Source organism: Amycolatopsis sp. NPDC005961, assembly GCF_040629235.1.
Classification (GTDB): Bacteria; Actinomycetota; Actinomycetes; order Mycobacteriales; family Pseudonocardiaceae; genus Amycolatopsis; species Amycolatopsis camponoti.
Genome location: NZ_JBEXVF010000021.1, coordinates 1 through 24,848, shown reverse-complemented (window position 1 = coordinate 24,848; position 24,848 = coordinate 1). Strand labels below are relative to the sequence as shown.

The window sequence follows — 24,848 nt, the reverse complement described above, 5'->3', positions numbered from 1 at the left end:
GACCGGGGAGCGGGTAACCGGATCAGCCGCCCGCAGTGGCGGAAGGACGCGCCACCAGCTCGGTTTCCGCGAGCTGGTGGCGCGGCCGTCCCGGCTGGCGCAGGAACAGCGTCAGCACCGCCGAAAGCAGCGCGATGCACCCGGCGAGGATGTACGCGCCGGTGTAGCCCCACGCACTGATGACGCCCGCGGCGAGCCCGCCGCCGCCGACGCCGCCGACCAGTTTCGCGCTGTAGACCAGGCCGTAGTTCGACGCGTTGTTGTTCTCGCCGAAGTAGTCCGGCACCAGCGAGGCGAACAGCGGGTAGAAGGCGCCGCCGCCGAACCCGGTCAGGAACGCGAACGCCATGAACAGGAACAGGTTGTGCGTGTTCCCCGCGTACAGCACGCCGAACTGGGCCAGCGCCGCGATCACCAGCACCAGCGTCAGCGTCTGCCTGCGCCCGATCTTGTCCGACGCCCAGCCGACGACCGCCCGGCCGGTACCGTTCACGATCGCCAGCACGCCGGCCGAGGAAGCCGCGACGAACGCGCCGAAGTGGCTTTCCTTGGCGAACGGCACCTGGAAGTTGATGCCGAACAGCGAGACGCCGCCGATGATCACCAGGCTCACCCACATCAGCGGGAGCATGCCCGTCCGGATCGCCTCCATCGGCGTGAACTGCCGGACCGCGGGCGGGTTCTTGGCCAGGCTCTTGACCCCGGCCTTGTTCTTGGCCCAGGTCAGCGGGTCGACCTCCTTCGGCCACCAGCTCTTCGGCGGGTCCTTGAACAGGAACCCGCAGACTCCGACGACGATCAGCATGTAGAGGCCGATCCCGTCGAGCACCCCGGTGACGTTCTCGTGCCCGAGGAACGCGCTGAACAGGTAGATGAACGGCACCGAACCGTAGGCGAAGCCACCGTTCACGAACCCGGTCCGCGCCCCGCGCTTCTCCGGGTACCACTTGCCGACCATGTTGATGCAGGTCGCGTACACGAGCCCGGCGCCGGTGCCGCCGAGGACCGAGTACCCGATGAACGCCAGCGTCAGGTTCCCGCTGTGCGCGATGGTGAAGTAGCCGATGCCGCTGCACACCGCGCCGAAGAGCATCGCCGTCTTCGCCGACACGATGTTCTTCTCGCGGAGCCGCCCGGCCGGGAACGCGACCCCGGCCTGGAAGACGGCCCAGATGCTGGCCAGCCAGAACGCGTCCGACAGCGACCAGCCGTACTTCTCTTCGAGGGTGCCTTCGACGGCGCCCCAGCCGTACTCGAACACGCTGACCGCCATCATGGCGATCCAGGGCAGCCAGACCATGAAGCTCCGGGAGCGCCCCATGATGTCGTGCGGTGACTCCCCTATCCGGTAAACCCGTCCGTTCTCGTCAGTGATCTCCTGGTACGTAGCTGCGGTCATAAGAGTTCTCTTTCGTCACCGTTGACTCATGTCCCTCTGTTGCCGACGTGCGGTGGATCTTCGTCCTTTCTCACTCGGTGGGCCAGCCCCTGTGGAGGACGTTCAGAGCAGGCCGGCGGCCCGCGCCCAGCGGTACTTCGCACCGAGCACGGCCACGGGCTTCTCGGTGGTGTACGGATACGCGACGACACCGTGCTCGTAGAGGTAGTCGCTCGCCGCTTCGACCTCGACGTCGCCGGACAGCGACGCGACGACGGGCTTGTGGATCCCCTTCGCGCGGTACTCCTCGACCACTTGCGCGACGAGCTCCGCGAAGACCATCGGCGGGGTGACGATGGTGTGCCAGTAGCCCAGGATCAGGGCGTGGATCCGGTCGTCCTCGAGGCCCAGCGCGATGGTGTTGCGGTAGGTCGAGGGTGGCTCGCCGCCGGTGATGTCCACCGGGTTGCCGGCCGCGCCGAAGGGCGGGATGAACTTCCGGAACGCCGTGTCGAGGTCCGGCGGGATCTCCATCAGGCTCAGGCCGTTGTCGACGCAGGCGTCCGAAAGCAGCACGCCCGAGCCGCCGGCGCCGGTGATGATGACGACGTTCTCGCCCTTCGGCGTGGGCAGCAGCGGGATGCCGCGGGCGTACTCGAGCAGGTCGTTCAGCCCGGGCGCCCGGATCACGCCGCTCTGGCGGAGGATGTCGTCGTAGACCTTGTCGTCGCCGGCCAGGGCGCCGGTGTGCGAGCTGGCCGCCTTGGCGCCCTGGGACGTCCGCCCGGCCTTGAGCACCACGACCGGCTTGCGCTGAGAGACGCGCTTCGCCGTCTCGGCGAACGAGCGGCCGTCCTTGAGGTCTTCGAGGTGCATGGCGACGAGCTGAGTGTTGTCGTCCTGCTCGAAGAAGGTGAGCAGGTCGTCCTCGTCGATGTCGGCCTTGTTCCCCACGCCGACGATCGAGGACACGCCCATCTTCGCCGAGCGGCTGAACCCGAGGATCGCCATCCCGATGCCGCCGCTCTGCGACGACAGCGCGACTCCGCCCTTGACGTCGTACGGCGTGCAGAACGTCGCCGACAGGTTCTCCGGCGTGTAGTAGTAGCCGTAGATGTTGGGCCCGAGGATGCGCACGCCGTGCTTGCGCGCGATCGCGACGACCTCGTCCTGCAGCTCGATGTTGCCGGTCTCGCCGAAGCCGGACGGGATGAGGATCGCGCCGGCCGCGCCCTTCTTGCCGACCTCCTCCAGCGCGGCGGGAACGAACTTCGCCGGGATGGCGAAGATCGCGACGTCGACGTCACCGGGCACGTCGGTGATGCTGGCGTAGGCCTTGCGGTCGAGGATCTCGGTGGCCTTGGGGTTGATCGGGTGGATCTCCCCCGCGTAGCCGCCGTTGACCAGGTTCTTCATCACCGAGTTGCCGATCTTGCCGGCCTCGGCCGACGCGCCGATCACCGCGATCGACGCCGGTTTCATGATCCGGTTCATCGAGGCGAGGATCTCCTCCTGGGTGAACCGGACCGGCTCCTTCGCCGCGTCCGGGTCGACCAGGATCCGGACGTCGACCGCAGTGGCGCCGGACGCCGTCGCGAGCACCGGGTTGAGGTCCACTTCGGACAGCTGCGGGAAGTCGGCGACCAGCTGCCCGAGCCCGGTGATGACCGCGGCGAGCGCGTCCCGGTCGACCGGATCCGCGCCACGGACGCCTCGGAGGATCTCCGCAGCTTGGATACCGTCGATCATCGACAGCGCTTCCTCGGTGCTCGTCGGCGCGAGCCGGAAGGTGACGTCCTTGAGCACCTCCACCAGGACGCCGCCCAGGCCGAACGCGACGATCTTGCCGAACGTCGGGTCGGTGACCGAGCCGATGATCACCTCCTGGCCCTCGGTGAGCATCTGCTGCACCTGGACGCCGAGGATGCGCGCCCCGGCGTCGTACGCCTTCGCGTTCTCGACGATCTTCTCGAAGCCCGCCTTCACCGCTTCGGCGTCCTTCAGGCCGACGAGCACCCCGCCGGCTTCGGTTTTGTGCAGGATGTCCGGTGAGACGATCTTGAGCACCACCGGCAGGCCGATGTCCCGGGCGTGCGTCACGGCTTCGCCCGCCGTCGCCGCGAGCCGCTCGGCCGGAGTCGGGATACCGTAGGCCTCGCACACCGCACGCCCCTCGGGCGCGGTCAGCGAAGACCGGCCCTCGGCGGCCGCCTGGTCGAGGATCTTCTCGACCGCCGCGCGATCCGCCACTCAGATCACCCCCGCCGCACGGAACTTGTCCAGCTCGGCCTCGCTGTAGCCGAGTTCGGCCAGCACCTCGTCGTTGTGCTCGCCGAGCAGCGGCGAGCGTTCGATGTCGACCGGGGAATCGGACAGCTTGAGCGGGCAGCCGACGGTCTTGAAGCTGCCGCGCTCCGGGTGCGCCACCTCGACGACCGAGCCGAGCTGCTCCAGGGTCTCGTCCTCGATCAGTTCCTTCGTGGACAGGATCGGTCCGCACGGGATGTTGCAGGCGTTGAGCTTCTCCATCACTTCCCACTTGGTGTGCTTCTCGGTCCACTCCTCGACGAGCGCGAACATCTTGTCCAGCTTGGACAGCCGGACCTCGGGCGTGGCCCACGCCGGGTCCTCGGCCAGCTCGTCCTTGCCGATCAGCCGCGCGAGCGGCGCCCAGCCGGGTGGCTGGACGATCACGTAGATGTAGTCGTTCGGCCCGCCGGGCGCGCACTTGACGGCCCAGCCGGGCTGGCCGCCGCCGGAGGCGTTGCCCGAGCGCGGGACCTCGTCGCCGAACTGGTCGTTCGGGTACTCGCCGAGCGGGCCGTGCGTGAGCCGCTGCTGATCGCGCAGCTTCACGCGGCAGAGGTTCAGCACGGCGTCCTGCATGGCGACCTGAACGCGCTGGCCGCGGCCGGTGGAGGTCCGCTGGAACAGCGCGGCGAGGATGGCGGCGACCAGGTGGATGCCGGTGCCGGAGTCGCCGATCTGCGCACCGGTCGCGGTCGGCGGGCCGTCCTCGAAGCCGGTGGTGCTCATCGCGCCGCCCATGGCCTGCGCGATGACCTCGTAGGCCTTGAAGTCGGCGTAGCGGCCGGGGCCGAACCCCTTGATGGAGGCGTAGATCAGCCGCGGGTTGAGCGCGGAGAGCTTGTCCCACGGGTAGCCGAACCGGTCGACGACGCCCGGGCCGAAGTTCTCGACGAGAATGTCCACTCCGGACACGAGCTTCTCGAAGACTTCCTTGCCCTCGTCGCTCTTCATGTTGAGCGTGATGCTGCGCTTGTTGGCGTTCAGCATCGTGAAGTAGAGGCTGTCGACGCCGGGCAGGTCGCGCAGCTGGCCGCGCGTGATGTCGCCCCGGCCGGGGGTTTCGAGCTTGATCACGTCCGCGCCGAGCCAGGCGAGCAGCTGCGTCGAGGACGGTCCGGACTGCACGTGCGTCATGTCGAGGACGCGGACGCCCTCCAGTGCCTTACCCATGGGGCCTCCGCTCACTTGTACATGGTCTGGTTCATGGTTCCGGGGGCGTACACGTCGGGATCGACCCAGACGTTGATCAGCGACGGCTTGCCGGACTCGCGGGCGCGCTGCAGCGCCGGCCCGATGTCGGCCGGGTCGCGGACCTCTTCACCGTGGCCGCCGAGCATGCGCGCGAACTCGTCGTAGCGGACGTCGCCGAGGGTGTTGCCGACGCGCTCGCGCGGCAGGCCGTACTTCGCGGCCTGGCCGTAGCGGATCTGGTTCATCGACGAGTTGTTGCCGACGATCCCGACGAACGGCAGGTTGAACCGCACGAGCGTCTCGAAGTCCCAGCCGGTGAGGCTGAAGGCGCCGTCGCCGAAGAGCGCGACGACCTCCTTGTCCGGGCGCGCGTGCTTGGCGGCCAGCACGAACGGGATCCCGACGCCGAGTGTCCCGAGTGGACCGGGGTCCATCCAGTGGCCGGGCGACTTCGGCTGGACGACCTGGCCGGAGAAGGTGACGATGTCGCCGCCGTCGCCGATGTAGATCGAGTCCTCAGTGAGGAACTCGTTGATCTCGTGGACCAGCCGGTACGGGTGGATCGGGCTCGCGTCGGAGTGCTGCAGCGGCAGGCGCTTCTGCTTCGCCTTCTCCTCCACGGCCTGCAGCTCTTCGAGCCAGGCCTTGCGGCCGACGGCGCCGTTGTCGGTGCGTCCGGACGCGGCTTCGGCCACGGCGGCCAGGACCTGGCCGGCGTCGCCGACGATGCCGAGGTCGATGTCGCGGTTCTTGCCGACCGTGCGGTAGTCGAGGTCGATCTGCACGACGGTGGCGTCCTTCGACAGCCGCTTGCCGTAGCCCATCCGGAAGTCGAACGGGGTGCCGACGATGATGATGACGTCGGCGTTGTCGAAGGCGTACCGGCGCGAGAGCTGGAAGTGGTGTGGGTCGCCCGGAGGCAGGGTGCCGCGGCCGGCGCCGTTCATGTACGCCGGGATGTTCAGCGTGCGCACGAGGTCCACGGCCGGTTCGGTCGCCCGCGTCGTCCAGACCTGGCTGCCGAGCAGGATGGCCGGCTTCTTCGCGTGCACCAGCAGGTCCGCGAGCTTCTCGATGTCGGCGGGGTCGCCCGCGTTCTTGGTCGACGCGCGGTAGCGGCCAGCCTCGGGGATCCTCGCGTTCTCGAGCGGGACGCGCGCGTCGAGGACGTCGCGGGGGATCTCCAGGAATGAGGGGCCGGGCGCGCCGGCGTAGGCCTCGCGGAACGCCATCGAGACGAGGTCGGCGACGCGGGCGGTGTGCGGGACGGTGGCGGCGAACTTGGTGATCGGCGTCATCATGTCCACGTGCGGGAGGTCCTGGAGGGACCCCATCTTGTGCTGGGTGAGCGCGCCCTGGCCGCCGATGAGCAGCATGGGGCTCTCCGCGCGCAGGGCGTTCGCGACGCCGGTGACGGCGTCGGTGGTGCCAGGGCCGGCTGTGACCACCGCGCAGCCGGGCTTCCCGGTGATCCGCGCGTAGCCGTCGGCCGCGTGGGCGGCGACCTGCTCGTGCCGGACGTCGATGACCTGGATGCCTTCGTCGACGCAGCCGTCGTAGATGTCGATGATGTGGCCGCCGCACAGGGTGAAGATCGTGTCGACCCCTTCGGCCTTCAGCGCTTTCGCCACCAGGTGGCCGCCGGATATCTCGGCGGGCGCGGGTTCGGCGCCGTTCGTCGCTCGGGCACTCTCCCCCGTGGTGGTGCCGGTCGTGGTCAGCGCCATTGCTCAACTCCTCTGGTCCGCCGCCGGATCTCTCTTGTCCGGCGCTCCGTCCGCCCCGCACGTCGCCGCCGGCGACGTCCGTCGAGGTCAGCGGCTTCTTCGCCGCAGACTGTAGATTGCATACCGTATGGGGTAGGCATATAGTCACTCTTCAAGCAGCCCGTGTCCAGGGCTATCCGCAGGGTTTTTCCCGGGCTTCGACCCGGCCCCCGCGGACCGTCACCGCACGCCCGGACACGGCGGACCTCCTTGCCCAGCCCCGCCGCGGAAAGGACGCCCCCGCATGGACCTCTTCGAACACGAAGCCCGGGATCTCTTCGAGAAGCACGGCGTACCCGTCCCCCGCGGCCGGGTCGCGGCCGATCCCGCCGCGGCCCGGTCCGCGGCCGCTTCCCTGGACGGCCCGGTTGTCGTCAAGGCCCAGGTGAAGACCGGCGGCCGCGGCAAGGCGGGAGGCGTGCGCGTAGTACATACAGCCGACGACGCCGAGCAGGCCGCCGACGACATCCTCGGCATGGACATCAAGGGCCACACCGTGCACCGCGTCCTGGTGACCGAGGCCAGCGAGATCGCCGACGAGTACTACCTTTCCTTCCTGCTCGACCGCGCCGGGCGGACGTTCCTCGCGATGGCGTCGACCGAAGGCGGGATGGAGATCGAGGAGGTCGCGGCGTCCCGGCCGGACGCCCTGGTCCGGGTCCCGGTCGACCCGCTCGCCGGCGTCGACTCGGCCGCGGTGGCCGCCGCCTTCCCCGCCGACGTCCGCGCCGAGGTCGCCGGCGTCGTCGAAAAGCTGTGGGACGTGTTCGTCGCCGAGGACTGCACGCTGGTCGAGGTCAATCCGCTGGCCGGCACGTCGACCGGGATCCTCGCGCTCGACGGGAAGATCACGCTGGACGACAACGCGTCCTTCCGCCGTTCCTCTTCGTTCAACGAGCTTTCGGACGGCGATCCCTTGGAACGCGAGGCACGCGCGAAGGGCCTCAACTACGTCAAGCTCGACGGCGACATCGGCGTGATCGGCAACGGCGCCGGCCTGGTCATGTCCACTTTGGACGTCGTGGCGGCCGCCGCTTCCGAAGCCGGCGCGCGCGGACCGGCGAACTTCCTCGACATCGGCGGCGGCGCGTCGGCCGAGGTGATGGTGAACGGCCTGACCGTGATCCTCGGCGACCCGCAGGTGCGCAGCGTGTTCGTCAACGTCTTCGGCGGGATCACCGCCTGCGACGCCGTCGCGACCGGGATCGTGCGGTCGCTGGAGATCCTGGGTTCCCGCGCCACCAAGCCCCTCGTGGTCCGGCTCGACGGGAACAACGTCACCGAAGGCAGGCGGATCCTCGCCGAAGCCGCCCACCCCCTGGTCACCGTGGTGGCCACCATGGACGACGCCGCCCGCGAGGCGGCGAAGCTCGCGATCGCGGAGGTCTGACGTGGCCATCTTCCTGGACGAGATCAGCCGAATCGTCGTCTCCGGCATCACCGGCTCCGAAGGCGCCAAGCACACCCGGCGGATGCTCGCCGCCGGCACGAACGTCGTCGGCGGCGTGAACCCGCGCAAAGCCGGGCAGCACGTGGAGATCTCGGGCCGTGCACTGCCCGTCTTCGGCAGCGTCGCGGAGTCGATGGCGTCGACCGGCGCCGACGTCTGCGTGCTGTTCGTGCCGCCGCCGTTCGTTTCCGACGCCGTGATGGAGGCCGTCGACGCCGGGATCGGGCTCGCGGTGGTGATCACCGAGGGCGTCCCGGTGCACGACACGGCCCGGCTGTGGTCGCACGCGGTCGCGGCGGGCGGGCGGACCCGGATCATCGGGCCGAACTGCCCGGGCATCATCTCCCCCGGCAAGTCCAACGCGGGGATCATCCCGGCCGACATCACCGGCCCCGGGCGGATCGGGCTGGTGTCCAAGTCCGGCACGCTGACCTACCAGCTCATGCACGAGCTGCGGGACATCGGGTTCTCGACGTGCGTCGGGATCGGCGGCGACCCGATCATCGGGACGACGCACATCGACGCCGTCGAAGCGTTCGAAAAGGACCCCGAGACCGATCTGATCGTGCTGATCGGCGAGATCGGCGGCGACGCCGAGGAGCGGGCCGCGGAGTTCGTGCGGGCGAACGTCTCGAAGCCGGTCGTCGGGTACGTCGCCGGGTTCACCGCCCCGGAGGGCAAGACGATGGGCCACGCCGGCGCGATCGTGTCGGGCTCGGCCGGAACGGCGTCGGCGAAGAAGGAAGCACTGGAGGCGGCGGGAATCCGCGTCGGGCGAACCCCGAGCGAGACGGCGGCGCTGGTCCGGGAGGTGCTGGGCTGATGCGGGCGGTGCTCGCGTGCGGGGCGCCGTTCCTGCCGCAGACGGACGCTGGGCGCGGCTACGTCCTCGGCCAGGTGCCGTGATGGAGCTGCGTCAGCTGGCGGTGGTGGTGGCGGTCGCGGAGGAAGGCGGCTTCACCGCGGCCGCGGTACGGCTGCGGACGGTCCAGTCGACGGTGTCCACAGTGGTCCGCGCCCTGGAGCGCGACCTGGGGACGCCGTTGTTCCACCGCACGACGCACCAGGTGGTATTGACGCCCGCCGGCGAGGCGTTCATGCCCGCCGCGCGGGCGGCCCTGGAGGCAGCCGCCCGAGCCCGGGCGGCGGTGTCCCCGGTGGGCGGCCGGGTCCGGCTGGGGGTGTGCCCGGGGTTGCTGGCGGATTGGCACCGGGTGCTCCCGGCGCTCCGGCACGTGCACCCGGGGTTGGTGGTGGAGGTGCGGCAGGTTTTGCCCGGTGAGGTGGAGCGAGCGCTGGCCGAGTCCACAGTGGACGTGGTGCTGACGGCGGTCGCGGGCTGCGGTGCGGCTTCGCCGAGTATCAACGGTTTCGCGGCCGCGCGGCATGGCGAACCGGCGACGGATGACCATGCACCCGGCGATTCGACGACCGGCCTGGCCGCACCCAGGCACGACCTGTCCGCGACCGACCCGGCCGCGCCTACACACGAGTCCGCCGCCAGCCTGGCCGCACCCGCACCCGCACCCGCACCCGCACCCGCACCCGCACACAATCCGCCCACGGCTGACCCAGCTGCACCCACACACAAGGCCGCCGCCAGCCTGGCCGCACCTACGCACGAGTCCGCCGCCAGCCTCGCCACACCTACGCACGAGTCCGCGGCAAGCCTCGCCACACCTACGTACGAGTCCGCCGCCAACCTGGCCGCGCCCGCACACCATCCGCCCACGACCGACCCGGCCACATCCACGCACGAGCCCGCCGCCAACCCAGCCCCTCCCGGCGAGCTGGTCACCACCGCGCTCCCCGGCGAAGAACTCGTCCTCGCCACCGCACCCGGCGGCTCGCGGTCCGCGCCCGCCGATCTCTCCGAACTGTCCCTCGTGGACTTCCCGCCGGGCTGGGCGATCCGCGAAGCCGTCGACCGGGCCTTTCCCTGCCGACGGCTCTCGCTGGAGGTCGATGATCTCGCCGTCGCCGCGGGGCTCGTGCGGGCCGGGCTGGCCGCCTGCGTCCTGCCCGCCTCGGCTACCTCGCGCTTTCCCGATCTCACCGTGCGGCGTTTCGACCGGCCACCGTCGTGGCAGCTCGCCGCCGTGTACCGGGGTGTCCCCTCCCCCGCCGTCGCCGCCCTGCTCGCTCAGCTCGGCTGAAGTCCCAGCCGGTCGGGTCGCGTGTAGACGTTCATCGACGTACCGCGCAGGAAACCCACCAACGTCAGCCCCAGCTCCGCCGCCAGATCCACTGCCAGCGACGACGGCGCGGAAACCGCGGCCAGCACCGGGATCCCGGCCATCGCCGCCTTCTGCACCAGCTCGAACGACGCCCGCCCGCTGACCATCAGCACCGTCCCGGACAGGGGCAGCCGGCCGTCGCGGGTCGCCCAGCCGACCACCTTGTCCACCGCGTTGTGCCGGCCGACGTCCTCGCGCAGGCACAGCAGCTTCCCGTCGGCGTCGAAGAGCCCGGCCGCGTGCAGCCCGCCCGTGCGGTCGAAGACCCGTTGTGCCGCGCGGAGTTCGTCGGGCAGCGCGGCGAGCGTCGCCGGGTCGGTGCCGAACGGGTCGTCCCCGATCGGCCACGCCACCGTCGTCCGGACGGCGTCCAGGCTCGCCTTGCCGCACAGCCCGCACGAGGACGTCGTGTAGAAGTTGCGCTCCACCGACGCGTCCGGCGGCGCGACGCCCGGGGCGAGGACGACGTCGAGCACGTTGTACGTGTTGCCGCCGTCGGCCGTGGCCCCGGCGCAGTAGCGGATCGAATGGACGTCCGACGCCGCTCGCACCACACCCTCGCCGACCAGGAATCCGGCGGCGAGGTCGAAGTCGTCGCCCGGGGTTCGCATCGTGATCGACAGCGCTTTCCCGGCCACCCGGATCTCGAGGGGTTCCTCGACGGTCAGCGTGTCCGGCCGCGCGGCCGGCACGCCGTCACGGACGCGCAGCACCCGGCGACGGCTCGTCATCCGCCCCACGTCATGCCGCCGGCAGCAGCGACTTGGGCCGGCCCGGCTGGGTCAGCCGCCCGGACAGCACCGCGCCGGCCACGCTCAGCACCCCGGCCGCGGCGAACGCGCCGGCGAACCCGTGCGACGTCACGACGAGCGTGGCGAGCCCGATCCCGACCACCGCGCCGACGGCTTTCGCGGAATACAGTATCCCGAAGTTCTGCGCCGCCGATTCCTCGCCGAAGTACTCCCGCACGAGGCCGGCCAGCAGCGTGTAGCAGCAGCCGTTCCCGAGCCCGGCGAGCGCGACGCCCAATAGCAGGCCGACGGCGTGCCGGTGCTCGCCGGAGTAGAACAGGACGAACTGGGCGACGCCGCCCGCGAGCAGCGCGAACCGCAGGATCCGGTGCCGGCCGATCCGGTCGGCGAGCCGGCCGATGAGCACCCGCCCGCTGCCGGTCGCCGCGGCGAGCAGCGCCAACGCGGCCGCGGCGAGCCCGGGTCCGCTGCGCTCGGCGACGAAGGTCGCCAGGTAGGCGAGGTCGAACAGCAGGACGGCGGCCGCGAGCACGACGACGAGGTACAGCGCGAGCGTCGTCCCGCACCGGAACAGCTCCGCCGGCCGGTAGTGCCGGACGGCCGGTCGCCGGTTGTGCGCCCGGTCGAGAGCCCAGGCGCGCGGCTCGGGAGTCGCGGGCCACCAGTGCCGCGGCGGGTACCGCAGCAACGCGCCGCACCCCGCGATCACCGCGAGCACGACACCCGCGGTGACGTCCAGGAGCGCCGGCCGCGCGGCCGGCAGGGCGGCGGCGAGCACGACGAACGGCACGCTGCCGTAGGCGAACGCACCGCTGACGACGCCCGCGCTCGGCGCGGTCCGGTCCGGGAACCAGGCCAGCACCGCGCCGACGCAGGTGGCGTAGACGAGACCGGTGCCGAGCCCGCCGAGCACGGAGTAGCCGAGGAAGACCGTGAGCAGGCTGGTCGCGTGCCCGAGCGTCACGAGCCCGGCCGCGCACAGCACCGCGCCGGCCGCCATCGCCGCGGGCGCCGGCAGCAGGCCGCGTTCGCGCAGCCACGCCGCCGGGAAAGCGGTTCCGGCCTGGCAGACCGCCCAGACGGCGAGGGCGAGGACGATCCCGCCGAAAGTCCAGCCGTGCGCCCGGCTCAGCGCGGGGACGAGCGCGCCGAACCCGTACTGCTGCACCCCGGCGGCGAGCATCGCCGCCGCCGCCAGCCACGTGATCCACGTCCGCGGCCGGCCGAGCAGCTCCCGGTCGGACTCCCCGACGCGGTATCGCCGTCCGTAGACGTCCCGCAGCTCGCGGACCTCGGCCATCCTGACCGCCTCCTCGGAACCCTCGACTGAAGATTGTATGCAGTATTCCGTAGTCCGAGTGTGCACTTGTGGCGGTCGATTGTCTACAGAAATGCCCGATCGGCCGCACGCGAGCGGGCGTAAGCGCTTCGCGGCGCCGCGGCGCACACATGCCGCACGTGCCGACCGGCAGAGAGGGCGAGATGAAGGCGGCCCGGTGGCCATCGAGGGAGGAGGCGGCCACCGGGCCGTGCTCCGGCGCGGTACCGGCCGCGTGGAGCACTGACAGTCTGGCCATCGGAGCCAGCTCCGACAAGCTTTACCGGCCGGGAAATGTCCGCTTGCGGTCGGCGGAAGATCCACACGCGACGGTGAGCGCGCGCTTCACCTCACGACAAGCCGATCAGGACAGTCACCGGCGACCGGACCGACAGGCTCGGTCCGTCAAGCCGGGACAGCGCGGTGGGAAACAAACAAACGCGAGCGAGGTCCGCGTGCCGTCCGGCGATCACGGCCGCCCGAGGGGGTCCCTTGGCTCAGCGGCACGCCCGCAGGCGCGCGCGTGGCGCGCCGGGATCGCTTCGATCTCCGGCGCGCGCACCACCGTCACCGGCCACCGCCGCCGTCGTGATCACTCCCCGACGGCGTGCGGATTTCCTTGTCCGGCAACCGGTTCCGGCGTCAGGCCTTCTTGCGCGACGCCCGCTTGCGCACCGGCTTGACCTCGGCCGGCTCGGCCGCCGCGGCCTGGTCCGCCTCGAAGCCCGCGATGATCTCGCTCGACAGGCGGCCCCGCTCCGCGACCTCGTAGCCGTTGGCCTGCGCCCATTCGCGGATCTGGCGGTTGCGCTCGCGGTCGGTGCCCGAGCTCGACGAGCCCGACAGCGACTGCCCGGTCGCGAGGCGCACCTTGCGGCCGCCGATCCGCCGCGCGACGGCGACATAGCGGGCGAGCTCGTCTCGAAGCGCGGACGCGTTGTCTTCGGACAGGTCGATCTCGTACGTCACGCCGTCGAGACTGAAGGGGACGGTCTGCGAAGCCTCGCTCCCGTCGAGGTCGTCCACCATCTCGACGTGCACCCGTTGCGCCATGGTTCGTCGTTCCTCATCTTCTCCAGAACACGGTCGGACAGACCCTAACCTGTCGAATCCCGTCCGGCACGCCCGACACCCGCGAAGCGTCCACAATGGCCGCCCGGGCGACCGCTCCGCCTAGTCTGCGATGACCGCAACCTAGCCGAAATGCGCGTCGTCTTGTTGAATATTTGTTTTTGTGATATAGTCGAAATCGAATCGGTACCGTGTCCGCATGACCGCTGCCGATTTTCCCGGTATTACTCCCCACATCAGCCGTACGGCGTTCACCGCGGCCGCCGCGCGAGCGGCACATTTGCTCGTCGATGCCGAGCCGATCGTCTTCTCCGACACCCTCGCCGCGGCCCTCCTCGGCGATCGCGCGGAGGAACTCCTGGCCTATCACCACCTCCACGGTACTCATCCCGTCCTGGCCGGCGCCCGCGCCCAAGCGGTGTGCCGCAGCCGGTTCACCGAAGACCGGCTCCGCCGCGTCAATTCCGGTATAGACCAGTATGTGATTCTGGGTGCCGGGCTCGATTCGTTCGCATATCGGGACACGTCCGCGCGATTCCGGGTGTTCGAGGTCGACCGGCCGGCGACCCAGGCCGCCAAACGGGAACTGCTCGAGGGCGCCGGCGTCGCCGTGCCCGCTTCGGTCACCTTCGTCCCCGTCGACTTCGAAGCCGACCCGCTCCGGGAACGGCTCGTCCAGAGTGGACTCGACCCGTTCCGCCCCGTGTTCGTCAGCTGGCTCGGTGTCACCATGTACCTGACCCGGAAGGCGATTCTCGCCACATTGACGGATCTCGGCGGTTTCGCACCCGGATCGGAAATCGTCACCGATCACCTCCTTCCCGCGGAACTGCGGGACGCCGCCGGAAACGGCTACGCCGAAGCCGTCGCGCCGGTCGCCGCGGAACAGGGTGAGCCGTGGCACACGCTCCTCTCCCCCGCCGCGCTGGCCGACCTCCTGCGAGAAGCCGGTTTCGAAGTCGTCGAACAGGTCGGCCAGCGCGAGAGCGTCGACCCCGGGCTGTGGAACCGCACCGACGCGCTGCGGCCCGCCGAGCTTTCCGCGCTGGCCCACGCCCGCATTCCCGATCGAACCGGAATGGCCGTCGGCGGGAACTGAAGCCCTTTCGGCCGTCAATCCGGCAGCAGGGGCACTTCGAGGTCGTCCGGACGGCCGAGCAGGACCGCCCGGGTGACCGCCGCCTTGCCGAACCGGTCCCGCACCGCGTCCAGCGCCGTGTCGAGCTGGGTCGCCCGCTGCCGCTCGAACGGCAGCGCCAACTGGAACGGATCTTCGTCGGCGAGGTTGGACAGCGCCGCCCCGAGCAACGTGATGCCACGGTCGGCGATCATCGGCAGCGCCGCCACGAGCAGCTCGCGCGCCGCGGCAAGCAGGACGCCCGTGCCCGCGGTCGGTTCGTTCAGCGTGTGCGAGCGCGTCACCCGCGTGAAGTCGGCGAAGCGCAGGCGGATCGTCACCGTCCGGCAGACGCGGCGAGCGGCGCGCAGCCGGCGGGCGATCCGGTCGATCAGCGCCACCAGCACGACGTCGAGCTCGGCCGGGGTCCGCCTGCCGCGCCCGAGGGCCCGCTGGGCGCCGATCGACCGCCGCCGCCGGCCGAGCTCGACCTGGCGCGGGTCCCGGTTGTGCGCCAGGGCGTGCAGGTGCCCGCCGGCCGCCCGGCCGAGCATGCTCACCAGGTCCACCGGCTCGGACGCGGCCAGCTGACCGACGGTCGTGATCCCCCGCGCGCGCAGCTTTTCGGCCGTGACCTTGCCGACGCCCCAGAGCGCGCCGACCGGCAGCGGGTGCAGGAACTCCAGCTCCGCGTCGTGCGGGACGACCAGCAGGCCGTCCGGCTTCGCCACGCGGCTGGCCACCTTCGCGAGGAACTTCGTCCGCGCAACCCCTACCGTGATCGGCAGCCCGGCGCGCTCGGCGACCGCCGCGCGCAGCCGTTCGGCGATATGGCTGGGCCGTCCGCCGATCCTGGTCAACCCTCCGACGTCGAGGAAGGCTTCGTCGATCGAGAGGCCTTCCACCCACGGGGTGGTGTCGTGGAAGACGTCGAAAACCACCTTGCTCGCCGCCGAATACGCCGACATGCGCGGCGGCACGACGACCGCCTGCGGGCACAGCCGCCGGGCCTGCGCGCCGCCCATCGCGGTGCGCACGCCATAGGCCTTGGCCTCGTAACTCGCGGCCAGGACGACCCCGCCGCCGACGATCACGGGGCGCCCTTTCAGCGCCGGATCGTCGCGTTGCTCCACCGACGCGTAGAACGAATCGAGGTCGGCGTGCAGGATGGGCCCCTCGGCGGTCATAGAACATATGTTCGCATACGCGGGCGCCGAAGTCCGCTCATCCGCCCGCCGCGGAACCCCTGCCGCTGGTCGAAACTGAGCGTTTTCCCGGTTGTCCACTCTCTGTTGCCGCGGTCACACTCGACGGATCGAAACACCCGACCTCTGGGGGCGACATGTCCGAGAAGTGCCAATGCGGCGACCACCACGCGTGGGCCAGCCCGAACCCGCAGGACCAGCCGGCCGCGGCGCGGCAGCCGCTGCTGGCGTCGACGCTGGCCGGCGAAGACCACGCCGAGGACGGCGGCCGGATCGACCCGACCGACCGCGTCACGTGTCGCACGCACCGCCGCTGGCTGCACGACTGCGTCTCGTCCCCGGTCCACACGAACCCGGCGATCGGCTACCGCTGGTGCCGCAGCTGCGACCACCAGGCGCTGGTGGCGGTGGACGAGCTGACGGGTGACGTGGCGATCCACTGCGGGCTCTGCGGCCGCAGCCCGCGCAGCCGCGCGAACCTGGAACTGGTGAAGCTGTGCCGGCGCAGCCTCGTCCTGGCCCGCGAGGGGCGGTTCCCGCAGACCGCGGCTGCCTGACTGCCATGATGCGGGGGTGCCCGAACCTGGAACCACCGCTTTGGTGATCCTGCTGCCCGCCGCCGAACCGGCGCTCGCCGCGGCCCGGCGGGTCGATCCCGCCCTGGTCCGCCCCGGTCTGCCCGCTCACGTCACGGCTTTGTACCCCTTCTTGCCGGATGCCTTGCTGACATCGTCGGTCTTGGCCGCGGTCCGCTCGGTGGCCTCGGCTGTTTCGCCGACCGAGGTCCGGCTTGCCGAGTTTCTCGCCGCGCCGGGTTTTGCGGCTCTTCCGGCTCCTTCGCTTCAGCCGGTCACTGATGCGGTTTGTGCTCGCTGGCCTGAGGTTGCGCCTTACGGGGGGCGGTTCGGGCCTCGGCCTCCGGCTCATGTGACCGTGGCCATGGGTGGCGACGAGGAGACGCTTTCGCGGGTGGGCGACGAGGTGCGGCCGCTGTTGCCGCTCACCGGTCTCGCGACGGCGTTGCAGTTGGTCGCACTCACCGACCGCGGCTGGGAGCCACGGATGGACGCACCTTTCTCCGCATGAGTGCGCCCCCTTTTGCAGTGGATGTAATCGCGTAGTGACTCCATATGTGCAGTGACTCCATATGTGCAGTGACTACAGTTTCGGTGCGATGGTGCTTATTGATCGACCCCGCGGCCACAACGCAGCGAACAGCCCTCGTCGCAGCGACGACTGCGACTTCGCGGACCAGACCGGCGATTGGCTGAAGCTGCCCGACCAGCGGCTCGACCTCCACGACGCCGCCGGCCGCTGCAATGAGTGGACAGCGAGGACTGCGGTGCGAGCGGCAGCGACGTCAGCGGACCGGGCTGCCGACCTCGGGCGCCGTCACGCCGTCGACCTTCCGGTACGCGCGCGCGATCGCTCGCAGCCGCGCGACGTCCGCGGCGAACGGCTCCGCCTGGGCGACCGGCGGCTCCTCCTCCCCCGGCTCGTCCGGCAAGTCCCGCACCAGCCGAGCCGCCGCGGAGGGCGCCAGCTCCGGTGTCACTCCCGCCAAGATCAGGCCGTCGTTCGTCTCGCTCATCGCCGTCAGCAACCGCTCGCGGCGGGACGGCCCGCCCGGGTCGATGCGGACGATCTCCGGGAACCGCCGCGTCAGGTGCGCGCGTAGGGGACGAAGCAGGCGGAGCGTCTTCGCGTCGCGGCGGCCAGCCACCAGACCCGGGATCGACGGGATCGTCAGCCCCACCACGATCAGCAGCACCGAGATCGCCGGGAAGCCGACGTCGAGCGTGCACGGCAGCGTCGAGAACGGCCCGCGGCACAGTGCCTTCGCCGGGTGGTCGTCCTGCAACGCCCGGATCGTCGCGACGACCTTGCCCGCGAGGTAGGCGACCGCGAACGCCGACGCCAGCAGCAACAACGTCAGCCCGGCGCGCAGCGCGCCGCCGCTCGCGCGGATCGTCACGGCCGACACCACGCCGATGTCCAGCACCGCGAACCCCAGGTACACCGTGTAGACGAAGACGTACACGACCAGCGTCGGGTGCGTTCGGTACAGCTCGTCGAACACGCCGACGCCGCGCGGCAGCCCCGACGTGCTGAAGAACATCACGGTCAGCAGGATCAGCGCCACGCCCAGCGCGACGAGGCGCGTGCGGCGGCCGCGGTCGCGGGTGCCGCTGATCTCCGCGACCGTCAGGCCGATCCCGTAGGCCGCGACCATCGTCGCGAGGTTCGACAGGAGCCGTCCGAGGCTGGGGTAGATCTCGCTCTCGAACAGCTGCGCGCGGTTGGACAGGAAACAGAACGCCGCGCCGAGCGCGATGAGCGAGACGGCCAAGCCCGCGCCCGCGCCGGTGCGCCGGGCGCGGACCGCCCGCCAGATCCCGACTGCCAACGCGAAGAGCCCGACCCCGACGAACAGAATGTCGATCACGAGACGCGACTATCCCAGGAGTGCGGCCAGCCGCCTAGCCTGATCCGCCGCCCGGCCGGACGCGCCCGGCTGAACGGCGGGTGGTTCGCTCGTCGCCGCGCTCATCAGCAGCACCGCGATCAGCTCGGCCTCGTACTCGTCGGTGCCGGTCGTCACGCGGGTCAGCAGGTGCGACAGCGCCTGCGGCGCCAGGTCCGGCGCGAGCTGCGCGGCTTCGGACTCCGACATCTGGCAGGACCCGGTGTGCGCGCACAGCATGTGGGCGAGCTCGTGGGCGATGATGTGGTCCTGGTGCAGCGCCGACGTGTGCTCGACGTACGCGATCAGGTCGTAGTCCGGGCGGGCCTGCCACGCACCGGACGGACGGCCGGGCCGGTATTCGACCGGCACGAGGTCGATCTCGCGCCCGCGCCAGGCCTCGAGGCGGTCGACCCAGGTGTTCATCGACCACGGCCGGGGTACCGGGACGGCGGCGAGCACGGTCCGCACCCGTTCCCGGGCGCCGGCTCGCAGATCCGTCAGGCCGCGCTCGTCGATGGGTCCTCCCCGGTCGCCGGGCGCCAGCCGGGTGCACCGCGGCGCCATCACGGACGAGGTCATCGTAGCCGACCTTCGGCGATCACTCCGGCTTCCGGCGCCGGCCGTCGCGACGCCGGGTTTCGTCGTAGCCGGCCAGCTGGTCGAGCAGCGCCGTCACGGTTTCGCGATCGCGCGGTGAGAGCTGCATGGCGCGCTGCGCCAGGTTCCGCGCCTCGGTGTCGCGCCACGCCACGACGTCCCCGACCTGGCGGTCGACCTGTCCGGCGACCTCGTCGTCGAAGAAGTACGTCACCGGCACGCCGAAGAACTGGGCGAGAGCCTGGATGTGCGAGCGCTTCGGGTCCTTGCGCGCGCCGACGGCGAGCTGCTGGACGTGGGTCGCCGACATCGTGACGCCGGTCTGCTCGGCGACGCCGTGCGCGATCTCCCGGTAGGAGTACGGCTTGCGGTCCGGCGGGTGCACGGTCGCGATCAAGTGCGCCAGCCGTTCGGCGAAACTGCGCTCATCGCTCACCACACACCACCTTCAGTCAGGGAAACGTGACAACCGTCAGCGTAGCTGTTCCGAAAACTTGACACAGCCTGTCCCGTAAAGACTACGATACTCGCGTTCGGTGTCTCGAAAACAGGACACCGGCGCCTGGGGCGGCGCAGCGGCCGCGGGGCGAAGTCACGTGGCCGCTGGGGGTGGCCACGCGCCCAGCCCTTGTTCCCGCCGCGCCGCCCCACTTCAGCGCACTCCCAGCGCCGCTGCGAGCTTCGTGAAGTCGTCGCGCAGGGACGGCACCGCGTCGTCGGTCACGCAGCCGGTGGAGAACTCGATGTAGAGGTCGTCGTCCTCGGGGATGTCGACCTCGAAGTCGATGTCGTCCGGGCCGAGCCGCTCGAGGTACTCGCCGGGGTCCATCCCGGCCGCCCGCCGGAGCCGCGCCTCGACGTCGCCGGCCTGCGGCGTCCGGCCTTCCAGCTTCAGGTGCAGGTCGGCGGCGCCGGGGTCCGGGCCGAGGATCAGGTCGTTCGTGCGGTCGCAGGGCCACTCGGTGAAGTCCCGGGCGACGCCGGGCAGTGGCGCGAAGCCGGACAGGCCCGTGGTCAGCTGCGTGATCGCGGCCGACGTCGGCCCGGGCGCGAACGGGCCGCGGTCGAGGGACCGGTCGAGCAGCTGCAGTCCGAACCAGGCGCCGAAAAACAGCCAGAGCCCGAGCCCGAAGGCGAGGAACCCGCCGCCGACGCCCAGCCGGGGCGAATGGTCGCGGGCGTAGGTGCCGGAGTCGACGCCGTAGCGGACTTCGAGGTCGGGTCGTTTGTCGTGCAGCGCGGCGAGGAAGGTATCGGCGGATCGATGGTCGCGCCAGCGGGTGCGCACCCGCCCGCCGCGATCGGTGCCCAGCTCGACGACCTCGCGGTCGAAGTCACCGGACGGCCGGAGCGCGACGATCAGCCCGCCCAGCAGAGAGGTCGGCAGCCAGAAGGCGAGCCAGAACGGCTTGGCCGACACGGCGCCGCGCCGGACTTCGGTGATGGTGGGGTACGGGATTTTCTCTCGGTCCAGAGCGATGGCGTCGGGTCCGAAGCGCGCGACGGGTGGCCAAGCACGGCCGAGCAGCCAGGCCACCACGGCGACGAGGAGGTCGAGGGCGAGGCCGATCCAGAAGAACGGCCGCTCCGGCGCGACGGTGATGCCGTAGACGTGCCAGCCGGCGAAGGCGAGCGCGATCGCGACGAGGACCCAGGTCCAGCGGCGGGCGCCGGAAAGCGGTACCACGCGAGTCGAAGTGTCCCCCATGGGTGGGACCGTAGTGCGCGCGAAGAGGCGACGGCCCGGCAAAAGTACCGTCCTGGCAAGGGATCCGGACGGCCTGATGCTCCGTGCGTGCCGGAGTGGCGACCGTGTGTGGCGGCGGAGCTGTGACTCAGTTGACCGGCCGTTGCGGCAGATCGACGGCGACCTCGAAAGCGCTGCCGCGGAGTTCGGCGCCACCAGGCCGGACTTCCGGCCCGGTGGCGCCGGCCGGGTCGTGCTCGCCGACCCCGAAGGTCACCTCTTCCGCCGGATCCCCCGCCGGGTCACCGGCGGTAGACGCCGAACTCGTACAGCGAGTAGCCGTACGCGGTGCCACGCTGGGTCGCGGACATCCGCACGTACCGGGCGGTGGCCGCGACGGCGAGGTCATCGGCGCCGCCGTCGCCGGACGTCGTCGCGTACACCGTCCGCCAGTTCGCCGCGTCGTCGCTGACCTGGATCTCGTAGGCCTTCCCGAAGGCCGACTCCCAGACCAGCTGGACGTGGTCGAACGCCTGCCGGCTGCCCAGGTCGACCTGCAGCCACTGCGGGTCGGCCCACGCGCTCGCCCAGCGGGTGGCGGTGTTCCCGTCCGTCGCGGCCTGCGGCGGGTAGGGCGCCCCGGGGCCGTCGGCCTGGTAGGTCGACGCCGTGGTCGCCGCGCCGCGGGCCAGGTTCGTGCCCGGCACCGGCGGGGCGACCACGCGCAGCGAACGCGTCTCGATGCCGACGTTGCCGTGGCCGTCCCGCGCGTACAGGTAGATCTTCCAGACGCCCAGCTGCTGCGGCGCCGTGACGGTGAACGTCCCCGTGCCGGTGAACTGCGCCGGGATCAGCCCGGCCGCGTTGTTGATGTACTTGCTGTTGTAGCCCATGGTGTAGCTGATCGGGTCACCGTCCGGATCGGACACTCCGGCCGTCAGGGTGAACGTGCCGCCCGCCGGGACGTCGGTGGTTCGGCTGAGGTTCATCGACGAGATCACCGGCGGGGTGTTGCCGCCCGTCTGTCCGCTGTAGATCCGGCGGACGGCGTACCAGGCGAGCCGCTTCTCGTTGCCCGTGGTGATGTTGAACCAGACGCCGCCGAAGTCGCCCTCGGTGCCGTAGTGGAAGAGCGTCGCGCCCAGCGCCACGCCGGGGTGGGCCAGGACGCAGTTCCACGCGTTGACGTACCCGTCGCGCTTCTGCTGGTCGGTCGGCTCGGCGGGCACGCCGTTCGCGTCGTTCGGCACCTCCCACTCGCCGGCCGGGCCGGTCTCGGTGATGATGTACGGCTTCGTGTAGCCGCCGGCGATCCAGTCCTGCTTGACCTGGCAGACCTGGGCGTACGAGTTCACCGAGTAGAGGTCGAGGTTGGGCGCGTACGCCTTGTAGTACGGCCACGCGCCGGTCCAGGCGTCGGTCGAGGTGACGGGGTGGTTCGCGTCGATGGCGTGGATCGCCTGCGCGGCCTGGTCGACGAAGCGGGTGTAGGCGATCCGGTTCTGCTCCAGCAGCGTGCCGGAGTAGCAGTTCTGCATCCCGAGGATCGACTCGTTGCCGACGTTCCACATCAGCACGCCGGGGTTCGCTTTGTACGCGATGACCCATTTCTGGATCTCGGCGAGCATGGTGTTCTTGTAGTTCGTGTCCGTCGTGTAGTCGACGCAGCCGCCGCTGCCCGGGCCGCCGCCGGGTTGCAGCCAGAAGCCGGCGACCACCTTGATCCCGTTGGCCGCGGCGGCGTCGAACAGCGGCTGGCTGCTGCCGTCGGTGCCCCAGGTGCGGACGGTGTTGACGCCGATCGCGTGCAGCTCCGGCATCCGAGCCGACGCTTCGCTGACCGGCGGACCCCAGGTCAGGCCCTTCACGGTCCACGACGCGCCGTCGACGCTCAGCTGCCAGTTGCCTTGGCTGCCGGTCACCTTCGTGACACCGGGGCCGCCCGGGGTCGACGTACCCGGCGTGCCGCTGACCTGGAACTCCCAGAGCGAGTAGCCGTAGCCGCCGACGCGGTGGGTGCCGTAGAAGCGCACGTACCGGCCGTGTCCGCTGACCGCGAGGTTCTGGACGCCCCCGGTCGCGGTCGTCGTGCTGTATACCGTCTGCCAAGACGCGGCCGTGTCCGAGACCTGGATTTCGTAGGCCGTCGCGTAGGCGGCTTCCCAGTTCAGCGTGACCTGGCTGATGTCCGCGGAAGCGCCGAGGTCGACCTGCAGCCACTGCGGGTCGCTCCAGGCGCTCGCCCAGCGGGTGCCGGCATCACCGTCGACGGCTGCCGGCGCCGGCGTTCCCGCGCCTTCGCTGCTCGACGCCGTCGCGGGTCTGCCTTGGGAAAGCAGGGTGGCGGCGTGCGCCGGGGAGGGGCCGGCGAGCAGGCCCAGCACCAGCAGGGCCACCAGCGCCGGAACGGCACGGAGGAGCGACGGTCGGTCCACGATGACTCCCGTACGACAGGGGACGGAGATTGGAGAGCGCTCTCCGGCGCGTCCGATGGTTCGTCACCGCCCCCGCCGTTGTCAAGATCCCGGCCGGGAATCGGACAATGCCTGTCCGGTGGCGGATCCGGGTGCTCCTTGACACGGCGGCGGGCCGGTGCGCATGCTGTGGGAGAGCGCTCTCCCATTCCTTGGCACCTCACCGTGGAGGACCCTTGGCAACGAAAGCCGCGCTCCTCGCCTGCACCGCCGCCACCGTGCTGGCAGGCGCCTTCCTGACCGCGGCCACCTGGTCGCCCGCCGGGGCCGACGACCTGGTGACCCACCACGAGTTCCAGGTCAACTGCTCCCCCAGCCACCACCAGCCGGACGACCCGATCGTCTTCCCCGGGCTGCCCGGCGCGTCGCACGACCACACGTTCATCGGCAACAAGACCACCAACGCGGCCACGACCCTGCAGTCGCTGCAGAACTCGGGCGTCGGCAACACCACCTGCCTGGCGCCGGACGACCTGTCCGCGTACTGGTTCCCGACCGTCTACAACGGGAACCAGGTGGTGCTGCCGAACTTCGCGCAGGTCGTCTACTACAAGTCCGGCATCCTCGACTACACGAAGGTCGTGCCGTTCCCGCCCGGCCTGCGGTACGTCGCCGGGAGCGTGACGGCGACGCAGGACGAGTTCCAGCACGCCCCCGGCGCCATCGAGGGCTGGGAGTGCGGGGACAGCTTCCACAACTGGGACATCCCGGTGCAGTGCACGCCGGGTACTCAGCTGAACATCAGGTACCAGGCGCCGAGCTGCTGGGACGGCGTCCACCTGGACTCGGCCGACCACAAGAGCCACATGGCGTACCCGGACCGGACGACGCTGACGTGCCCCGGCGACCACCCGGTGCCGGTGCCGATGCTCGAGTTCAAGATGGCGTTCCCGGTGAGCGGCGACATGTCCGGCGTGCACCTGGCCAGCGGGCGCGGGTACTCGTGGCACTACGACTTCTTCAACGCGTGGGACCCGCCGACCCTCGCCGCGCTGGTCACGCACTGCATCAACGGCGGCCTCCAGTGCGATCCGCGCGGGTTCGACCTGTACAAGCCGGACCGGGGCACCGTGCTCGGGCCGAACTACCGGCTGCCCGGCCGTCCGTGAGACGGCCGTTCCTGGTGGGGGCGGTGGTGGCGATGTCCATGGGCGGGTGCGCCACCACCGGCCCCGCCCCCACCGCCGGCCCCGCCTCGCCGTTCAACCCGACCGACGTCGCGTGGCTGGAGCTGGTGGTGCCGATGACGGAGAACGCCCTGTCGGCGGCCCGGCTGGCTCCCTCCCGCGCGGCGGACCCGGCCGTGCGCTCGGCCGCGGACTCGGTCGCGGCGCCGTCGGACCGGTTGCTGACGCGGCTGAAAGCGGCTCGTGACCGGGCCGGGCTGCCGGCGTCCGATGTCCACAGCGGACATCGGATGCCGGGGATGGTCACCGCCGCCGATCTGGTGGCGTTGCGGACCGGCGGCGGTGCCGAGTTCGACCGGCGGCTGGTCGCGCTGCTACGGGCCCACGCGGCGCAGCTGGTGGTGCTGGCCAAGGGTGAGCAGACCTCAGGCGCCGAAGCGGAAACTCGCGAGCTGGCCGGTGAGGTCGGCGCCGAAGGAACGCGACAGGAGAAAGTACTGACCGGGCTCGATTGACCCGGCGACGAAGCAACGGCTCGAGCCGCGCGTCGAGTACGCGCGGCTCGGGTCGTGGAGGGTCACCGATCCCACACGGTGGCCGAGCCGGCTTCGCCGGGCCTCCCAGCCGCCGCAGCAGCGCGTTGAAGTCGGCTTCGCGCCCCGCCGTGCTCGCGTGCAGCCGGCCCAGGGAACGGGCCCACG

The 24,848-nt window shown here is 70.9% G+C and carries 22 protein-coding genes; 8 read left to right on the top strand and 14 right to left on the bottom strand.

What is annotated here, in order from left to right:
- Positions 1-22: 22 nt before the first annotated feature.
- The 4 genes from ABZ342_RS20560 to ABZ342_RS20545 form a co-directional block, all read right to left on the bottom strand.
- Positions 23-1,399, bottom strand: a complete 1,377-nt coding sequence (locus ABZ342_RS20560; RefSeq protein ID WP_360475184.1) for an OFA family MFS transporter — start codon at positions 1,397-1,399, stop codon at positions 23-25.
- A gap of 102 nt (positions 1,400-1,501) precedes the next feature.
- Positions 1,502-3,628, bottom strand: a complete 2,127-nt coding sequence (locus tag ABZ342_RS20555) for an acetate--CoA ligase family protein (protein ID WP_360475181.1) — start codon at positions 3,626-3,628, stop codon at positions 1,502-1,504.
- The gene (frc, locus tag ABZ342_RS20550; RefSeq protein WP_360475178.1) at positions 3,629-4,858 is read right to left on the bottom strand and encodes a formyl-CoA transferase; all 1,230 of its coding nucleotides are present in this window, start codon (positions 4,856-4,858) and stop codon (positions 3,629-3,631) included.
- Positions 4,859-4,869: 11 nt separating this feature from the next.
- Positions 4,870-6,606, bottom strand: coding sequence for a thiamine pyrophosphate-binding protein (locus ABZ342_RS20545; RefSeq protein ID WP_230862574.1), 1,737 nt, complete (start codon positions 6,604-6,606; stop codon positions 4,870-4,872).
- Between the two features lie 283 nt (positions 6,607-6,889).
- Between ABZ342_RS20545 and sucC the strand changes: the two genes are divergently transcribed.
- From sucC to ABZ342_RS20530, 3 genes are all read left to right on the top strand, one after another.
- Complete coding sequence (gene sucC, locus ABZ342_RS20540; protein WP_360475173.1) at positions 6,890-8,035, top strand: ADP-forming succinate--CoA ligase subunit beta; 1,146 nt, start codon at positions 6,890-6,892, stop codon at positions 8,033-8,035.
- A gap of 1 nt (position 8,036) precedes the next feature.
- Positions 8,037-8,918 carry a succinate--CoA ligase subunit alpha gene (gene sucD, locus ABZ342_RS20535; protein ID WP_360475170.1) on the top strand — a complete coding sequence of 294 codons (882 nt, stop codon included), beginning with the start codon at positions 8,037-8,039 and terminating at the stop codon, positions 8,916-8,918.
- 82 nt (positions 8,919-9,000) lie between these two features.
- Complete coding sequence (locus tag ABZ342_RS20530; protein WP_360475167.1) at positions 9,001-10,251, top strand: LysR family transcriptional regulator; 1,251 nt, start codon at positions 9,001-9,003, stop codon at positions 10,249-10,251.
- On the opposite strand, the gene fdhD is transcribed toward ABZ342_RS20530, so the two are convergent.
- From fdhD to ABZ342_RS20515, 3 genes are all read right to left on the bottom strand, one after another.
- Positions 10,239-11,072, bottom strand: coding sequence for a formate dehydrogenase accessory sulfurtransferase FdhD (gene fdhD / locus ABZ342_RS20525; RefSeq protein WP_360475164.1), 834 nt, complete (start codon positions 11,070-11,072; stop codon positions 10,239-10,241). The two genes, ABZ342_RS20530 and fdhD, sit on opposite strands and share 13 nt — an antisense overlap.
- Before the next feature lies 1 nt (position 11,073).
- Positions 11,074-12,384 (bottom strand): OFA family MFS transporter, encoded by a 1,311-nt coding sequence (locus ABZ342_RS20520; protein WP_360475161.1) that lies wholly within the window; start codon positions 12,382-12,384, stop codon positions 11,074-11,076.
- Positions 12,385-13,044: 660 nt separating this feature from the next.
- A complete protein-coding gene (locus ABZ342_RS20515) occupies positions 13,045-13,455 on the bottom strand; it encodes an Lsr2 family protein (protein ID WP_155543898.1) in 411 nt (136 codons plus the stop codon).
- Between the two features lie 217 nt (positions 13,456-13,672).
- Here ABZ342_RS20515 and ABZ342_RS20510 point away from each other — a divergent pair, with 217 nt between their 5' ends.
- Entirely contained in the window at positions 13,673-14,572 is a 900-nt protein-coding gene (locus ABZ342_RS20510; protein ID WP_360475158.1) for an SAM-dependent methyltransferase, read from the top strand.
- Between the two features lie 14 nt (positions 14,573-14,586).
- Here ABZ342_RS20510 and dinB read toward each other — a convergent pair whose 3' ends face one another.
- Complete coding sequence (dinB, locus tag ABZ342_RS20505) at positions 14,587-15,777, bottom strand: DNA polymerase IV (protein WP_360475155.1); 1,191 nt, start codon at positions 15,775-15,777, stop codon at positions 14,587-14,589.
- A gap of 155 nt (positions 15,778-15,932) precedes the next feature.
- On the opposite strand from dinB, the gene ABZ342_RS20500 reads away from it, so the two are divergent.
- Positions 15,933-16,352, top strand: a complete 420-nt coding sequence (locus tag ABZ342_RS20500; RefSeq protein WP_360475152.1) for a hypothetical protein — start codon at positions 15,933-15,935, stop codon at positions 16,350-16,352.
- A gap of 16 nt (positions 16,353-16,368) precedes the next feature.
- Positions 16,369-16,881 carry a 2'-5' RNA ligase family protein gene (locus ABZ342_RS20495; protein ID WP_360475149.1) on the top strand — a complete coding sequence of 171 codons (513 nt, stop codon included), beginning with the start codon at positions 16,369-16,371 and terminating at the stop codon, positions 16,879-16,881.
- 274 nt (positions 16,882-17,155) lie between these two features.
- Here ABZ342_RS20495 and ABZ342_RS20490 read toward each other — a convergent pair whose 3' ends face one another.
- From ABZ342_RS20490 to ABZ342_RS20465, 6 genes are all read right to left on the bottom strand, one after another.
- Positions 17,156-18,241, bottom strand: a complete 1,086-nt coding sequence (locus ABZ342_RS20490; protein ID WP_360475146.1) for a hypothetical protein — start codon at positions 18,239-18,241, stop codon at positions 17,156-17,158.
- A 9-nt stretch (positions 18,242-18,250) separates the two neighbouring features.
- Positions 18,251-18,841, bottom strand: a complete 591-nt coding sequence (locus ABZ342_RS20485) for a hypothetical protein (protein ID WP_155543893.1) — start codon at positions 18,839-18,841, stop codon at positions 18,251-18,253.
- Positions 18,842-18,860: 19 nt separating this feature from the next.
- The gene (locus ABZ342_RS20480; RefSeq protein ID WP_155543892.1) at positions 18,861-19,295 is read right to left on the bottom strand and encodes an XRE family transcriptional regulator; all 435 of its coding nucleotides are present in this window, start codon (positions 19,293-19,295) and stop codon (positions 18,861-18,863) included.
- A 216-nt stretch (positions 19,296-19,511) separates the two neighbouring features.
- A complete protein-coding gene (locus ABZ342_RS20475; RefSeq protein ID WP_360475142.1) occupies positions 19,512-20,567 on the bottom strand; it encodes a hypothetical protein in 1,056 nt (351 codons plus the stop codon).
- A 127-nt stretch (positions 20,568-20,694) separates the two neighbouring features.
- Entirely contained in the window at positions 20,695-20,823 is a 129-nt protein-coding gene (locus tag ABZ342_RS20470) for a hypothetical protein (protein ID WP_360475139.1), read from the bottom strand.
- 25 nt (positions 20,824-20,848) lie between these two features.
- Entirely contained in the window at positions 20,849-22,981 is a 2,133-nt protein-coding gene (locus ABZ342_RS20465; protein ID WP_360475136.1) for a discoidin domain-containing protein, read from the bottom strand.
- Positions 22,982-23,196: 215 nt separating this feature from the next.
- On the opposite strand from ABZ342_RS20465, the gene ABZ342_RS20460 reads away from it, so the two are divergent.
- Together ABZ342_RS20460 and ABZ342_RS20455 are read left to right on the top strand one after the other, a co-directional pair.
- Positions 23,197-24,129, top strand: coding sequence for a DUF1996 domain-containing protein (locus ABZ342_RS20460; protein WP_360475133.1), 933 nt, complete (start codon positions 23,197-23,199; stop codon positions 24,127-24,129).
- A complete protein-coding gene (locus ABZ342_RS20455) occupies positions 24,126-24,662 on the top strand; it encodes a DUF305 domain-containing protein (RefSeq protein WP_360475130.1) in 537 nt (178 codons plus the stop codon). The genes ABZ342_RS20460 and ABZ342_RS20455 overlap by 4 nt, the downstream gene beginning before the upstream one ends.
- Positions 24,663-24,848: the final 186 nt, after the last annotated feature.